The following is a 15,482-nucleotide window of genomic DNA, read 5'->3' as shown; positions in this document are numbered from 1 at the left end:
TCAGGCTTCCTACGGTTGATTGACCCCTGCATTGTCCCGCGAATGCGGCAGACGTGCAGCCCCGTCGCGCTCGCAGCGCGCCAACACGGTGCCCGCGCGCACCATCCAGGCCACGATCAGCACGATGGCGATCTTCTGGCTGATGCCCAGGGGTGCGCTGGTCACGGTGACATGGAACAGCAACACCGCAAACGCTGCCCAGCCCAGCGGGAAGGCCGAAGGAAAGTGTGCACGCCACCGCACATCGGCCCGGAAGTACCACGCCTGCAGCAATACCGCGGCAATCACGCACAGAAACGTCGTATCCGCCGACAACACATGCACCATCGCGGCCGCCTCCGGCGCCAGCTCGGGCATCCAGCTGTCGCCGATCGAGACCATGCACAGCCCCAATGCCGCCATCCAGAACAAACCCAGCACGGTGCGGCTGCGCGCGGCCGGCGCCAACGCCGCATACAGCCCCAGCGCCAGCCACGCCATGCTGGCGGCCAGCAGGCAGTAGGCGGTGCGCAGCAACAGGCCATACGGACCGTGCAGATAGGCGCTCAGTTGCGCATCCACCCACCAGAGATCGCGGCGCAGCCATTGCAACACCAGCACCAGCCCGATGAAGACCATGCCAGCGGCGGCGGCGATGCGGCCGGCGTGGCCGCTCCAGCGCGGCGGCATGGCCCGCGCGTGCGGCGCAAACGTTGGGGAATCGGGTGGAGTGCGCATCAGCAGCCTGTCTGCCTTCCAACTGTCATGGCTGTCCTGTCGTGTTCGTTCGGCACGCGTGTGCGGCTTTGCCCTATGATGCGCGCGGCCGGCCCGCACGGACACTGTGTCGGTACGATCGAACCACGCGTTCACTGGATGTCGGCACCTTCGCAACCACGCTGCATGCACCCTCAACCCGACCGGCCCATGCATTGCAAACGCGCGCGCGGCACACCTCGTGCATGCACCCTCCTTCCCTTTCAGCAGATCCCGTTGCCCTCATGACGGATACCCCCGCGTCTTCCGAAACGTCCGCCAGCGGTTGGCGTCGCGCCTTGCCGGTCATCATCAGCCTGGCGATCCTGGCGATGGCCCTGCATGCGCTGTCGTCGCAGTTCACCGACCACGGCTACCGCCAGATCCGGCATGCGTTCCGTGCGCTGGGCGCGGGGCAGATCGCACTGACGCTGCTGCTCGGCCTGAGCAGCTACGCGTGCCTGGTGGGCTTCGACTGGGTGGGGCTCAAGCGCACCGGCAAGCAGCTGCATCCGGCACGGGTGGGCATCACCGCCTTCATGGCGCATGCGGTCGGGCAGACCTTGGGATTTGCCGCACTCACCGGCGGCGCCGTGCGCCTGCGCGGCTACGGCAGCGTGGGCCTGACCCTGGCCGAGATTGGCCAGGTGGTGCTGATGAGCACCCTGGGCTTCATCTTCGGGGCCTGGGTGCTGCTGGGTCTGGCATTGCTGCTGGAACCGGAAGCGGCCGCGCGCGCGTTGCCGATCACCGCGCAGGCCATCCGCATCGCCGGCATCGCCCTGCTGGTCGGCTACGGCGCCATGCTGGCGCTGGTCGGCAAACAGGGCCGCGAGTTCGGCATCCGCACCCACCGGTTCTGGTTACCGGACCGCACCACGGTGCTGGGCGTCACCGCACTGAGCGTGGTGGAACTGGGCCTGGCCGCGGCCGCGTTCTACGTGCTGCTGCCGCCGGACCCCGGTACCGGCTACTTCGGCTTCATCGGCATCTGGCTGGTGGCCGTGGTGGCCGGGCTGATCTCCACCGTGCCGGCCGGCCTGGGCGTGTTCGAGTGGAGCCTGCTCAAACTGCTGCCGCACGTGACTCCCGCCGCGGTCCTGGCCGCGGCGCTGGCCTACCGCGTCACGTACTACATCGTGCCACTGCTGATCTCGGTGGCCATGGCGGCCGCCTCCGGGCTGCGCGCGCCGGTACGCGTCGGCGCCAGCACCGCGCGCACCGTGTGGAAGACCCTGCGCCCGTGGCTGCCGCAGATTCTGGCGTTGGCGGTGTTTGCAGTGGGTGCCGCGCTGGTGATCGACGGCACCCTGCCGACACCGCGCGCGCGCCAGGAAGTGGCGCCGCTGCCGCTGATCGAAACCTCGCACCTGCTGGTCAGCCTGGGCGGCATGATGCTGCTGCTGATCGGGCAGGGCCTGCAGCGCCGCAGCCATGCGGCCTGGGTGCTGGCGCTGGGCGTGTGCTTGCTGCTGCCGCCGTTGGCGCTGCTGCGCGGCAGCCATATCTCGGTGTCGTTGTCGGCGGCGCTGGCAGCGGTTGCGCTGTGGGCGGCGCGACGCGAGTTCTATCGCCAGGGCGCGCTGCTGGACGAAGCCTGGTCGTGGCGCTGGCTGAGCAACCTGGGCCTGGTGCTGGTGGCCACGTTCTGGCTGCTGTTCTTCGTCTACAGCCATGTCGAATACAGCAACGATCTGTGGTGGCAGTTCGCCACCTCGGCCAATGCGCCGCGTGCATTGCGCGCCGCGCTGATCCTGTGCGTGGGCGTGATCGTGTTCGGCATGGCGCGCCTGCTGCGTGGTGGACGCAGGCCGATGCCGGCGGCCGATGCGCAGACGCTGCAAACGCTGGCACCGATCCTGGCCACCAGTACCGATACCCAGGCCTGCCTGGCGCTGACCGGCGACAAGGCGTTTTTGTTGGATGAGCAGCGCCGTGGCTTTGTGATGATGCAGCGCTATGGCGGTTCGTTGATTTCCATGGGCGACCCGGTCGGCCCGCCGGAGGTGGCGTGCGCGCTGATCTGGCGCTTCCGCGAAGAGGCCGACCACATGGGCCTGCGCCCGGTGTTCTACCAGGTCGGCGAACGTTACTGGCAGACCTATCTCGACATGGGCCTGACCCTGGTCAAGCTGGGCGAAGAGGCGATCGTGCCGCTGGAGGGTTTCACCCTGGAAGGCCGCGACCGCGCCGACCTGCGCCAGGCCTGGAACCGCGGCAAGCGCGGCGGCCTGAGCTTCCGCATGCTGCCGCCCGAACAGGTGGAGGAGGTATTGCCGCGCCTGGCCGAGGTGTCGGAACAATGGCTGGAAGAAAAATCCGGCGAAGAGAAAGGCTTTTCGCTGGGCAGCTTCGATCCGGATTACCTGCGTCGCTTCCCACTGGCGGTGGCCGAGGTCGAAGGCCAGATCGTGGCATTTGCCAACGTGTGGTGGGCACCGGCCGGCGGCGAACTGTCGGTGGACCTGATGCGGCACAGCGCGCAGGCACCGAAGGGCACCATGGACTTCCTGTTCATCGAGTTGTTCCTGTGGGGCCAGGCCAACGGCTACACGCGGTTCTCGCTGGGCATGGCGCCGTTGTCGGGCCTGGCCGAACATCGCCTGGCCGGGCGCTGGAACCGCTTCGCCAGCCTGGTCGCGCGGCACGGCGAGCGTTTCTACGGATTCAGCGGTCTACGCCGCTTCAAGTCGAAGTTCGCCCCGACCTGGCGTCCACGCTATCTGGTCGCCCCCGGCGGCATGCATCTGCCGGCCGCCTTGCTGGATGTCACCCGCCTGATCTCGGCCGATCCTGGGCGGCAGGAGTAAGCCCGCGCGCGACGCTGGCGCCGAACATGCAGGTCCGGCCGCCTTTGCTGGCGCCCACCGGAGCGGATTGACAACGCAGGAGCACGCCGTTTCCGGCAATCCTGGTGTGCGGAGCAGCGGTCGCAGACCGTGAAAGCGCGGTGCCACGTCCGCGGGCCAGCGCATGTGGGGCGGCATGGATGCCGCCATCGAGCTTCCAAGGATGGATTCACAGCGTGTCGCGATTCCGGACCGGACCCGGCACCGTGCCGCCGACCAGGACACGGTCGGCGCACTCAGATCAAACACTGTCCGGCCTTACGGCTTCGACAGCGTGTGCAACTGGTCCATGATCGTCTTGGCCAGGGTCGTGTAATCGCCCTTGAAATGGTGATCGCCTGGCAGTGCGACCCGCTTGGCCACGTTTGCGGGCAGGTTCGGGCAAAGCGCATCGTCGTCGTCCTGGCCGTAGATGCACACCGTCGTGCCGGCCGGCAGACGCTGGATCTCCGGCGCGATCGGCAGGCCCTCGTCGTCCGAGCCCAGCCAGTTGCTGACGTGGAACTCGTAGTCGGCCAGCTTGCCGACCGACAGCAGCGCCGTCATACGCAGGTTCTGCTTGGTCGCAGCGGGCAGTTTATTGATGGCCGCCGGCAGCACGTCGGCGCCCTGCGAAAAGCCGATCAGTACCACGCGCTGGCGATCCCAGCGCTGCGCATAGACGCGGGCAATGCGATCCAGGTCGTCGGCAAAGCCTTGCGGGGTGCGTTCGGTCCAGAAGTAACGCAGCGAATCCAGGCCGACCACCGGAATGCCTTGCGCGGCGAGTGCATCGGCCACCTCTTCGTCCAGGCCTGCCCAACCGCCATCGCCGGACACGAAGATCACGAAGGTGTCGTCGTCGCTGTCGCCATCGGGCTTGGCCGGCAGTTCCACCACCGGCAGATCCGCAAGACCGCCCGGCGGCGGCGGCAACGCCACGCCCTTCTGTTCGCCCAGCGAACGCACCGCGGCGCGCAGGCCGGGCAGGATGTCGCCTTTGGCAGAGCGCCGGAAGGTTCGCGCCTGCGGCACCTGCTTGAGGAAACCCTCTTCGGCAGCCGCCGGGCAGCGTTTGTCCTGGCTGGCGGCAAGCACCCAGGGAATCTGCAACGGCACCGGCAACAGCGTGTTGGTCCCCGGGCGTACACCCGGCTGGCAGATTGCCTGGTTGGACACGGTGGCCGGGCAGAGCCCGTCGGTGAGCACGCCGGCCAGGACGTGCGGCTTGGCCTGAGCCGCGATCGCGTAGGCCAACGCGGCGCCCTCGCCATCGCCCACCAGCAGCGGCAGACGATAGGTGGGGATGTGATAGAAGGCCTGCACGTAACGCGAGAAATTTTCCACGTCGCCGACCGAGAACGTGCAGGTGCCGCCAGCCTTGCGCAGCACTGCGTACAGGTGCGCGGTGTCCACCACCGCCACCATCGCACCGTCGGCGCGCAGGCTTTCTGCCTGGGCCTGACGCTTGGCGGCATCGCCCGCACCGGCCAGCCAGATCACCACCCGTTGCGGCTCTCCCTTGGGCATCAGCACCGGCACCTGCTCGAAACGGCCGTGGCTGACCGGTTCCGGCGCCTGCGCGGCGGCCATGCCCGACAGCGTCAACATCGCCGCGCCGCAGAGCGCGCTCCACATTTCAAGTCGTCGCATGTCGCACCATCGGGAAAAGTGGTTCAAAGATAATCGTTCCGGACTGCAGCGCGAAGCGCAGGACCTGGCTCATTGCGCCTCGGGGCGGCTGACCGCCGGCTGGCGCGCTTCCCACGCTGCCAGGGCCTGGCGGTAACGCGTCAGCTCCTCGGCATACAGATCGTGCACGCACAGCGGGCAGCCGCTCTCACAGCATTCGTTGGGCGCAGGCGGCTGCGGGGCGATCGGGCGTGGGTCTGGGCGGGAAGCAGCGCTGTCGTGCATGCGGCCATTGTAGCGTGCGCATCGGACTCAGCCGGACATGCAGCCGGCTGGGGCGTAGGCTCAGCGCCCCAGCCGCCGGCGCAGATTGGCGCGCGCCGCGGTGTCGTAATGGGTATGGAAGTAGTCGCTCAGGAAGATGCGCGGCTGCTTGAGCACACCGGCCAGGAACCGGCGGCGATTGACCCGGAACAGCACGCTGGGCACGTGCCCGCGATACTCCTCGGCGATGGCCTGATCGTAGGCATCGAACACCGCTGCGGGCGCGGCCAGGATCGCCATGTCGCAGTCCAGGAACAGCGCGGCGTCTTCATCCACGTCCTGCGGCAGCACGTGCCCGTGCCGAGCCGTGAGCAGGATCAGCGCCTGCACCCGCTCGACATCCACCCGCGCCTGCGGCCACCAGCGCGGGATGGCTTCGGCCGCCATCAGTGCCGATTGCGCCTCGTTGTCGCTGCGTCCGGGCTGATACACCGCATCATGGAACAGCACCGCCAGCCAGACTTCTGTCGGCTGGCGCCAGCCCGGCCCGGCCGCGACCTCGGCGTAGTGCTGCAGCACCGCGCGAACGTGGCCGAAGTGGTGGTAAGCGCGCGGCGGGGCGGCATAGGCCTGTTCGAGCGCGGCCAGGTGGTCGGCGTGCAATGGCAATGGCGTGGCGATGTCCATGTCCGCAGGCTACCGCGTACGCGCGGCCATGCACATCAGCGCAGCGACCAGCGGCCTTCGATCTGGTAGCGCGACTGGCCAAGAAAGCTACGTACCAGCGCGAAATCGCGCACGGTCCAGGCAAGCGCATCGCAGCGTCGCTGCGGCACTGCCTGATTGCAGTACAGCAGCGTCATGTGCGGCGTGTATTGCGCATCACCGGCAATGCCCACATGCGCCAGCTGCCTTCCCAATGCGCCCTGCAGCTCGTAAAGCCCGCGCACCTGCTCTTCGCCACGCAGCACGCAGGGAAGTTGCGAGCGCCTGCCGCCGAAGGTGCCGACGCGATCGAACTCCACCTCGAACGCGTCCATCTGCACGCGCGTCGCTGCCTGGCTGGCGCGGCTCACCAACGATGGCGGCAGACCACCGGCGTAATCACCCAGATGATGCAGGGTCACATGCAGCCGTTCGCGCGCAAGCGCCTTGCCTTGGGCGTGCCCGCCTTGCAACAGGCGATCGGCAATGCGCGCTGCATGCTCGGCAGTGGACGCATCGGCCATCACCGCGAAAAACAGACGTTCGGTGGTCTTCTCTTCTCCAAGCCCGAGCGACAGCTGTGCCTCGGCCGATGACAGATACAGGAACTGTTGCTTCATGGGTGGATGCCACGACCGCGCAACGCGGGCCTGCCTGAAGAAGGGCGGCGGATACTAGCAGACCCAACGCGTGCCGGACATGCCGGCATGCATGCGCGGGTGTGGAACCTCTTGCATTGCGTGGAACTGCGATTGCGGCCTTGCGCCATGCATGCGCGCCTGCGGCGACACACAAAGAAACGGGCAGCATGCGCTGCCCGTTTCCGCCTTTATCGTCTTACTCCGGAGCTGCATCGGATCGGTGACGATGCACTCGGTTCAACGCGCAGCTTATGCGGCGCTCTTCATCGCATGCTTGCGGTTGCGCATGACGTCATGGCAAGCGCGTACCTCAGGCAGCAGGCGCAGCGCGGCTTCGCGTGCAGCGGCCGGGATGTCCTGGTCGGCGATGGTTTCGTCGAACGCCTTCAACAGACGGTCTTCGGACTCTTCCAACTCGGCCACATAGCCGTACTTGGTGTCGCCCAGGGTTGCGCGAACCTTGCCGTAGAACTGCTGCATGCTGCCCACCATGGTGCCGTGCTGTTCCGGCGTGCCACCGGCGGCGGCGACCACACTGCTCAGGCTGCTGACGATGTCGGTCTTGACGCCGGCGATGCGGCGGAACAGCGTCGCGAGCTCCGCGTCGCCCACCTTGGCCGCGGCTTCTTCGTAGAAGTCCTTGCCGTCGCGCGAGATGGCGATGAGGTCATTGAGGCTATGCTCGGTTTTGCTCTGAATGCTCATATGTGGCTCCTTGTTTGGATGGACCGACGCGGCGCGGTGCGATGACTGCGCGTGCGGCGGGTTGAGTCAATCGATGGGTTGATTGCAGTGCCGTCACGTTGTGTACGGCCTCATCCTCGCGTTGCCTGCATAATCGATATGTGAGCGATGTGGGCATCGTCCTCACGCCATCATGCAGGCGATGAATTGCAATTCATCCATGCCAACAGCGGGTCAAGATCACTTCGGCTGGCGACTGGCCCACATGTTGTCGACCAGATTCGGATACGGCCGCCCCGCCTCTTCGGCGCGCTGCTTGGCGGCTGCTTTTTGCGCATCGGTCAACGGTGTCGACTTCGCCTTGCCCTTGGAATTGGAGCGCTTCCACGGCGGTGGAGTGAACTCGTTCATGGCACTGTTCGGTCCGCTTGATGGAACGCGAAGTCTCGCCGGCGCCCCGTGAGATGGCTGTCGTGATGGCACATGGGCTGTGCGAATCGCTGCATGGCGCCGCAAGCTGCCACCTGAGCGAAACGGCGCCGCGGGCGCTTGACGCATCGCGGCACCGGCAGCTCAGCAATTCGTCAGCACCGCACGTTGCCGATGGCGTTCCTGCCACACCGCCGCTGCATAGACCAGCAACCCGCCGAGCGCGGTGGCCGCGCCGACGTAGCCGGTGGAGGTCCAACCCCAGCCTGCCGTGATCGCCATGCCGCCCAGCCATGGACCCAATGCATTGGCCGTATTGAACGCTGCATGGTTGGACGCTGCGGCCAGGGTCTGCGCTTCTGCCGCCACGTCCATCAAGCGCGTCTGTAAGGCCGGCGCCAACGCCCCCATGGTGCCGACCGCCACGATCGAGACGAACACCCACACGCCTGACTGCGCTGCCAGCGGAAACGTCAACATCACCACCACCGACCACAGCAGCAACACCGGTACGGCGCGGAACTGCATGCGATCGAACAACCAACCGCCCAGGATGCTTCCCAGCACCCCGCCCACGCCGAACGCCACCATCGCCAACGGGATGCGCGCTGCGGTCACGCCGGTCACCGCAGTCAAGGTCGGCGCAAGGTAACTGAAGACGCAGAACATGCCGGAAAAACCCACCGCCCCGATCGCCAATGCCAGCCACACCTGCGGCTGATTGAACGCGCGCAATTCGCGCAGCGGCTGCTGGCGCGGCTCCTCCGGCTGCGGCGGCAACAGGACCGCCACGGCGGCGACCGTGCCCAGCGCAATCACCGACACCGACGCATAGGCCCAGCGCCAGCTCACGATTTGCCCCAGCCAGGTTGCCAGCGGGTTGCCCACCAGCAGCGCAACACTCAGACCCAACAACACGCGCCCCACTGCAGTGGCACGTTGATTGGGCGGGCTGATCGATGCGGCCACCAGCGACGCAACGCCGAAGTAGGCGCCATGCGGCAGTCCGGCGATAAAGCGGCACAGCAGCATGGCGTGGTAGCTCGGTGCCAATGCGCTGGCCACGTTGCCCAGCGCATAGAAGACCATCAACAGCAGCAACAAGGTGCGCCGCGGCCAGCGCGCGCCCAGGATCGCCAGCAAGGGCGCACCCACCACCACGCCCAACGCATACGCGCTGATGACGTGACCGACCTGCGGCTCGGTGATCTGCAGGCCCTGCGCAATCTGCGTCATCAGGCCCATGGTGGAGAATTCGCTGATGCCGATCGCAAAGCCGCCCATCGCCAGCGCAAGCAGGATCAGCACGTAATCGCGCCGGGACACGCGTGGCGAAGAAAGGTCGGTATCGGTCATGCCCGACTCCAGAGTGGCGGGGCGGCCTATTATTGTGCAATGCAGCAGAGCAGGAAAGCGCGACACCAGGGGCGGTTCAGCGCCAGCGCCCACTCCATCACAGTTGCCACGCTTTCGACGCGACAGGGACGCTGTGTCCTATCTGCATCGCTCGAATCTGCTTGAGTCCGCCACCATCGCTACCGGGCACCGCGATCGGCGCGGCGTCGCGCCTGGCGCGTGATCAATTTCGACTGGTTGCTGATGTCCAAATCCACTCAATCCCCCTTGTTCTCGCCGGTGCGCCTGGGCGCGCTGGAGCTTGCCAACCGCGTGATCATGGCCCCGCTGACGCGCAACCGCGCGGTCGCCGGCCAGGTGCCCTCGCCGCTTGCCGCTGAGTATTACGGCCAGCGCGCCACCGCCGGCCTGATCGTGGCCGAAGGCACCCAGATCAGTCCGCTGGGCCAGGGTTACCTCGATACGCCCGGCATCTACACCAAGGAACAAATCGAGGGCTGGCGCGCCGTCACTGACGAAGTGCATCGCCGCGGCGGCAAGATCGTGCTGCAGCTGTGGCACGTTGGCCGCGTCTCGCACACCAGTGTGCTGCCGCCGGGCGAAGTGCCGGTTGCGCCCAGCGCCATTCGCGCCGAAGGCAAGACTTTCACCAAGAATGGATTCGAGGACGTGTCCGAGCCGCGCGCGCTGGCATTGGATGAAATCCCCGGCTTGATCGAGGACTACCGCATCGCGGCGCGCAACGCGATCGATGCCGGCTTCGACGGCGTGGAAGTGCATGCGGCCAACGGCTATTTGTTGGACCAGTTCCTGCGCGACAGCTCTAACCAGCGCACCGATGCCTACGGTGGCGATATCGAAAACCGTACCCGCCTGCTTGCCGAAGTGGTGCAGGCGATTGCCGATGAAATCGGCGCCGAGCGCACCGGCGTGCGCTTGTCGCCGGTGACCCCGGTGTACGGCGCGCACGACTCCGACCCGCAGCCGCTGTTCGAACGTGCGGTCGAGCGCCTGAACCTGATCGGCAGGCTGGCCTTCGTGCACGTGATCGAGGGCGCCACCGGCGGCCCGCGCGACAACATCGCCTTCGACTATGCCGCGCTGCGCGCCAAGTTCGACGGCGCCTGGATCGCCAACAACGGCTACGACCGCGGCATGTCCGAACAGGCCATCAGCAGCGGCTACGCCGATGCGATCGCGTATGGCCGCCCGTTCATCGCCAATCCGGACCTGGTGCGTCGCCTGCGCGAGAACGCGCCGCTGGCCGAGATCGACCAGGCCACCATGTACGGCGGCGGTGCCAAGGGTTACACCGACTACCCCGCTTTGCCGGAGTAATCGCCTGATCGGCCGCTGACCAGGCGACCGCACCTGCCGGCTGGCACGGTGCGGTTGCCGTGGGTGACGCCGATGCACTGCATGCCTGCTGTTGGCCGATAAGCAGCGACCGGTCTTGCATGCGCGCCGCTGGCCATGCGGCCGCTCGGCGATTGCCAGGCGGACCGCTGCCGGCATCCTGCGCATCGCCTGCGCGCACCTGGTCGTGCGTTATTGGCATCGAGTTTTTTGCCGGTTGCCATGCGCGCCCGACACTCGTCACCCTGCATCATCTGATCCGCAACGCCACCCCATCACCACACGTGATTTCGCAGCGGCGCATGCGCGCTTACCGTCGCGATTGCCAGTACGCCAACGCTGCCGATGATGCAGCTATCTCATTGCCAAGGCTCTCGCGCATGCGACAGGGCTGCATGGTGGCGGCGGTGTATCCGCGCGACTAGCGCAATGGGCCTGCACTGCCTATCCGCAGGTGCGCTGCACATTGGGGCCATAGCGCGCGCCGGCTTCCGCCAACGCACACTGCCGCGCCACTGGGTCACCGCGCTTACGCCTTGCGCAGGAAACAGGTCTTCAACACCAGGCCCTTGATCTTTTCCGAGTTGCCCTCGATGTGCTCGGCATCGTCTTCGACCAGGCGAATGTTGCGGATCACCGTGCCCTGCTTGAGCGGGATCGAAGAGCCCTTGACCTTGAGATCCTTGATCACGGTCACCGTGTCGCCGGCCTGCAGCACGTTGCCGTTGCTGTCGCGCACCACCGTCGTGTCTGCCGCGGCATCGCCTGCGCTCCATTCGAAGCCGCAGTCGGCGCAGATCGACATCGCGCCATCGGCATAGGTGTTTTCCAGTCCGCATTGCGGACAGGCGGGGACAGTAGGCATGCAATTCCTTGATCGAAGCGGGCGTGGATTGTAGCCGCCCGGGTGCGCGATCACGCACCCGGCACGGGGATGGGGCGATAGTGCGGCGCTTGTCGAATGCCCCGCAGGTCGCGCGTGTCCAATCAGCCAGTGTCCACTTCCCCGCGCACAACGCCGCCCTCCCCTCACACCCAACAAAGCGACCCCGCCGCCAGCGAGAATGGCCCAGGCAAGCCCAAGGGTTCGCACGTGGTGGTGTACGTGGCACTGGCGGGCAATCTGGCCATTGCCGTGGCCAAGTTCATCGCCGCCGGCATTTCCGGCAGCTCGGCCATGCTCAGCGAGGGCGTGCATTCGCTGGTGGACACCGTCAACGAAGTGCTGCTGCTGTATGGCTTGCGCCGCGCCGCACAGCCGCCCACCCCGACCCATCCGTTCGGTTACGGGCGCGAGCTGTATTTCTGGAGTTTCATCGTCGCCCTGCTGGTCTTCGCGATGGGTGCAGGCGTGTCGCTGTACGAAGGCATCGTGCATTTGCGCAACCCCGAGCCGGCCAAGAGCCACCTGATTGCCTACTGCGTGCTCGGCGTATCGATCGTGTTCGAAGGCATTTCATGGGTGGTGGCGGTGCGCGAATTTCGCTCCAAGAAAGGCCGCATGGGCTATTTCCAGGCATTTCGCCAGAGCAAGGACCCCACCACCTTCACCGTGTTGCTGGAAGACAGCGCTGCGTTGATCGGCCTGCTGATGGCGCTGCTCGGCCTGGCCGGTGCGCAATTGTTCGACATGCCCGAACTCGACGGCATCGCCTCGATCGGCATTGCCGGCGTGCTGGCGTTTACCGCGTTCCTGTTGGCGCGCGAAACCAAGGGCCTGCTGATCGGCGAGCCGGCGCATGCGCATGTTACCGACTCGCTGCTGCGCATCGCCGCCAGCGACCCGGACGTGCGTGCGGCCAATGGCGTGCTCACCATGCAAATGGGCCCCAACCAGGTGGTGGCGGCGTTGAGCGCCGAGTTCGAAGACAGCCGCACCACACCGCAGATCGAGGCCTGCGTCGGGCGGATCGAAGCCGCCGCCAAGCAGCAACATCCCGAGCTCACCGCACTGTTCATCAAGCCGCAGACCCCGGAAACCTGGCGTGCACGGCGTGCGCAGATCGAGAGCGGAGCAGCGCCGGACTGAGGGAGACCGAAGCGTGCGGCATGCAGATGTCGTGAAGCATGCCCGTGGGTCACCGCGTCGCTGCGCGTTGGTCCATCGAACGCAGCGCCAACGCCGCAATCGCCGATCGCGCCGCGGACGGTCGGCCCAACGCACTCCACGCTCCACTCCGTCTTCGCGCTGAGGCAGCCGGCGCGAGCCTGGTCGTGGCGGTCGTGCCGCCAAGCTGATCCCCGCCTCAACCGCAAACCTGGCTGCGGTTGCATGATCCGGTGCGATTGCCTACGGTGTGCGTGCGGCACCTCTTCGCATCGTGAATCAGCCGATGCATTCCCCTCGATCACCCATTCATGGAGGTTTCCAATGGAAATCAGCCAGGGTCGCGTTGCGACCATCCACTACACCCTTTCCGACGACAACGGCCAAGTGCTGGACCGCTCCACGCCCGACACTCCGCTGAGTTATCTGCATGGCGCCGGCAACATCGTGCCCGGCCTGGAGCAGGCACTGGAAGGCAAGCGGCTGGGCGATACGCTCACCGCCGACGTCGTGCCCGAACAGGACTATGGCCCGCGCCACGAGCAGCTCATCCAGCAGGTGCCGCGCGACGCGTTTCCGACCGATGTCGACGTGGTACCCGGCGTGCAGTTCGAGGCGCGCACGCAGCAAGGCCCGGTCCTGGTCACCGTGACCGCGGTTGGCCCCGATCAGGTCACCGTGGACGGCAACCACCCGCTCGCCGGGCAAACCCTGCACTTCGCGGTCGAGGTGGTGGCAGTGCGCGAGGCCACCACGCAGGAATTGAACGACGGTCACGTGGCCGAGCTGGCCGCCTGACCCGGCGCGCGCCGCGCGCCCTCCTGGCTGCGGCGCGGGCCAGTGCGTAACACAGCGCTCGCGCTGGGCCATGGCGTCACCGACGCTGCCGATCTCGACGGCAGGTGCGGCGGGCGTAGTAAAGTGCGCGGCCCGCTCCCAGACCTGTCTGCATGAAACTCGGCATCGACTTCGGTACCAGCAACTCCGCCGCCGCGGCGATCGTCGATGGGCAAGTGGTGCCGGTGCGCTTCGGCGAGGCCTTGCAGTTCCGCACCACGGTGTATTTTCCCGAGACCATGCGCGACCCGGACGATTTCAGCCTGACGCCAGCGCTGGAGTACGAGGTAGAGCGGCTCATTGACTCGGGCCGGCGCGATGCATTGGCCGCCGGCGGCACCCCCAACACCGACCGCCTGCGCCGCGATGCGATCCGCATCGTGCGGCGGCAGTGGATGGAAGAGCAGGTGCGTGAGCCACGCAGTTCCGCCGCCCTGCTGCAAAACGCCGTCTACGGCGACGAAGCGCTGGATGCGTATTTTCTCGAAGGCGAAGGCAGCCTGGTGCAAAGCCCCAAGTCGATGCTGGGCTACAACCTGCATCCGCGCGCACGCCAGACCATTACCGGCATCGCCACCCATGTGCTGGAACACATCCGGCTGACAGCCTCGCGCCAGTTCGACATCAACATCCGTCACGCCACGCTGGGCCGGCCGGTGCAATTTCGCAGTTCGATCGGTGAGGCCGGCAATGCGCAGGCGCTGGAGATCCTGCAGACCGCCGCGATCGCCGCCGGTTTCGACAGCGTGGACTTTCTCGAAGAACCTGCAGCGGCGGCGATGCATTACCACGTCAGCCATGACAGCCGCCACGACACCGTGGTGGTGGATATCGGCGGCGGCACCACCGACATTGCCCATGCCAGCGTCGGCGGCAGCGCTGCGCCGCAGGTACACCGTGCCTGGGGCATCGCGCGTGGCGGCACCGATATCGATCTGGCGTTGAGCCTGGCGGCCTACATGCCCCTGTTCGGCCGCGGCATCACGCGCGTGCCCACCCACCATTACGTGGAGGCGGCGATGGTGCAAGACATGACGCGACAGCGCGAATTCCGCCTGCACAAGTACCGGGACGTGCCCGCCCCCTTCGACAAGCGTCTGCAGGCCTTGCAGGACACCGGCAACACCGCGCGCCTGTACCGCGGCGTGGAAGCCTGCAAGATCGCGCTCAGCGAGCTGGATCGGCACCAGGCCGCGCTCGACTTCATCGAGCGCGGCCTGGGCGTGGAGGTGCAGGCCGATGCGTTGGTTGCGTCCGCTTCCAGTTATCTGGGCGAACTGGCAGGCCTGCTGGCACAGGTGCGCGCCGACATGGCCGCCGCACCGACGACGGTGTTCCTCACCGGCGGCATGTCGCGGGCGGGCTACATCCGCGAGACCGTGGCCGCTGCGTTCCCCGAATCGCGCCTGGTGCATGGCGATCCGTCATTCGGTGTGGTCCAGGGACTGGCCTGGGCTGCCGCGCAGGTGGCCCACTCGTCGGACGATTAACACGCGCTGCAACGTCATCCCCTATAATGAGCGGTTGCTGCTCGACGCCCCGCCGTCTTGCCTGCAACGGCACGTAGACCGTGCCGCCGCGACGGCGCACCGAACGCCGCCGCACTCTCGACACCGCTTCCGCGCGCGCCACCCTAGCCGCACGCGGTGTCACCGCACTTCCCCGCTACAGGAGGCCACATGGCACGTCCCGCGACCAAGCAGAAATCCCAGCCCAGCATCGCTCGCAGCGAAGGTAAGTCGCAGCCGCTCAGTCGTGAGCGCATCGCTGCCGACATCGCCGCGTTCCGCAAGACCGGCGGCCGGATCGAAGTGCTCACCACCAACTTCGGCCCGGCGCGCAACGACGGCGACAAGAGCGCCTAACGCCACCAACACCGCGGCAGGCTGCAATGCATGTTGCCGCGAAGTTGGATTGTTGTATCAACGTGCCACCGCAAGGTGGCATGTTTGTGTCTGGCGTCCGCCG

The 15,482-nt window shown here is 66.7% G+C and carries 15 protein-coding genes; 6 read left to right on the top strand and 9 right to left on the bottom strand.

Annotated elements, in window-relative coordinates; genetic code table 11:
- Positions 1-9: 9 nt before the first annotated feature.
- Positions 10-888 (bottom strand): DUF998 domain-containing protein, encoded by an 879-nt coding sequence (locus HLH45_RS11685; protein ID WP_306460196.1) that lies wholly within the window; start codon positions 886-888, stop codon positions 10-12.
- 92 nt (positions 889-980) lie between these two features.
- Here HLH45_RS11685 and mprF point away from each other — a divergent pair, with 92 nt between their 5' ends.
- Positions 981-3,545 (top strand): bifunctional lysylphosphatidylglycerol flippase/synthetase MprF, encoded by a 2,565-nt coding sequence (gene mprF / locus HLH45_RS11680; protein WP_033479572.1) that lies wholly within the window; start codon positions 981-983, stop codon positions 3,543-3,545.
- Positions 3,546-3,842: 297 nt separating this feature from the next.
- Here the strand turns inward: mprF and HLH45_RS11675 are convergent, their stop codons facing one another.
- From HLH45_RS11675 to HLH45_RS11645, 7 genes are all read right to left on the bottom strand, one after another.
- Positions 3,843-5,216 (bottom strand): virulence factor, encoded by a 1,374-nt coding sequence (locus HLH45_RS11675; RefSeq protein ID WP_033479569.1) that lies wholly within the window; start codon positions 5,214-5,216, stop codon positions 3,843-3,845.
- 69 nt (positions 5,217-5,285) lie between these two features.
- A complete protein-coding gene (locus tag HLH45_RS11670; RefSeq protein ID WP_008578230.1) occupies positions 5,286-5,480 on the bottom strand; it encodes an oxidoreductase-like domain-containing protein in 195 nt (64 codons plus the stop codon).
- A 60-nt stretch (positions 5,481-5,540) separates the two neighbouring features.
- Complete coding sequence (locus tag HLH45_RS11665) at positions 5,541-6,146, bottom strand: HD domain-containing protein (protein WP_008578229.1); 606 nt, start codon at positions 6,144-6,146, stop codon at positions 5,541-5,543.
- 35 nt (positions 6,147-6,181) lie between these two features.
- Positions 6,182-6,784 carry an RNA 2',3'-cyclic phosphodiesterase gene (thpR, locus tag HLH45_RS11660; RefSeq protein ID WP_008578228.1) on the bottom strand — a complete coding sequence of 201 codons (603 nt, stop codon included), beginning with the start codon at positions 6,782-6,784 and terminating at the stop codon, positions 6,182-6,184.
- A gap of 270 nt (positions 6,785-7,054) precedes the next feature.
- The gene (locus HLH45_RS11655; RefSeq protein ID WP_008578227.1) at positions 7,055-7,510 is read right to left on the bottom strand and encodes a PA2169 family four-helix-bundle protein; all 456 of its coding nucleotides are present in this window, start codon (positions 7,508-7,510) and stop codon (positions 7,055-7,057) included.
- 219 nt (positions 7,511-7,729) lie between these two features.
- Positions 7,730-7,900, bottom strand: coding sequence for a hypothetical protein (locus HLH45_RS11650; protein ID WP_008578226.1), 171 nt, complete (start codon positions 7,898-7,900; stop codon positions 7,730-7,732).
- A 162-nt stretch (positions 7,901-8,062) separates the two neighbouring features.
- Entirely contained in the window at positions 8,063-9,274 is a 1,212-nt protein-coding gene (locus HLH45_RS11645; protein WP_008578225.1) for an MFS transporter, read from the bottom strand.
- A gap of 219 nt (positions 9,275-9,493) precedes the next feature.
- On the opposite strand from HLH45_RS11645, the gene HLH45_RS11640 reads away from it, so the two are divergent.
- Positions 9,494-10,612: an alkene reductase gene (locus tag HLH45_RS11640; RefSeq protein ID WP_008578224.1), complete on the top strand. Its 1,119-nt coding sequence runs from the start codon at positions 9,494-9,496 to the stop codon at positions 10,610-10,612.
- 547 nt (positions 10,613-11,159) lie between these two features.
- Here the strand turns inward: HLH45_RS11640 and HLH45_RS11635 are convergent.
- Positions 11,160-11,495 carry a zinc ribbon domain-containing protein YjdM gene (locus HLH45_RS11635; RefSeq protein ID WP_011346848.1) on the bottom strand — a complete coding sequence of 112 codons (336 nt, stop codon included), beginning with the start codon at positions 11,493-11,495 and terminating at the stop codon, positions 11,160-11,162.
- Between the two features lie 114 nt (positions 11,496-11,609).
- Here HLH45_RS11635 and HLH45_RS11630 point away from each other — a divergent pair, with 114 nt between their 5' ends.
- From HLH45_RS11630 to HLH45_RS11615, 4 genes are all read left to right on the top strand, one after another.
- On the top strand, positions 11,610-12,659 hold the full coding sequence (locus HLH45_RS11630) for a cation diffusion facilitator family transporter (RefSeq protein ID WP_014089712.1): 1,050 nt from the start codon (positions 11,610-11,612) through the stop codon (positions 12,657-12,659).
- A 342-nt stretch (positions 12,660-13,001) separates the two neighbouring features.
- Positions 13,002-13,475, top strand: coding sequence for an FKBP-type peptidyl-prolyl cis-trans isomerase (locus HLH45_RS11625; protein WP_008578221.1), 474 nt, complete (start codon positions 13,002-13,004; stop codon positions 13,473-13,475).
- Between the two features lie 152 nt (positions 13,476-13,627).
- Positions 13,628-15,004 carry an Hsp70 family protein gene (locus HLH45_RS11620; protein WP_008578220.1) on the top strand — a complete coding sequence of 459 codons (1,377 nt, stop codon included), beginning with the start codon at positions 13,628-13,630 and terminating at the stop codon, positions 15,002-15,004.
- Between the two features lie 189 nt (positions 15,005-15,193).
- Positions 15,194-15,379, top strand: coding sequence for a hypothetical protein (locus tag HLH45_RS11615; RefSeq protein ID WP_008578219.1), 186 nt, complete (start codon positions 15,194-15,196; stop codon positions 15,377-15,379).
- Positions 15,380-15,482: the final 103 nt, after the last annotated feature.

It is taken from the genome of Xanthomonas euvesicatoria, from assembly GCF_013112235.1.
Classification (GTDB): Bacteria; Pseudomonadota; Gammaproteobacteria; order Xanthomonadales; family Xanthomonadaceae; genus Xanthomonas; species Xanthomonas euvesicatoria.
This window is presented reverse-complemented; position numbering and strand designations above follow the sequence as displayed.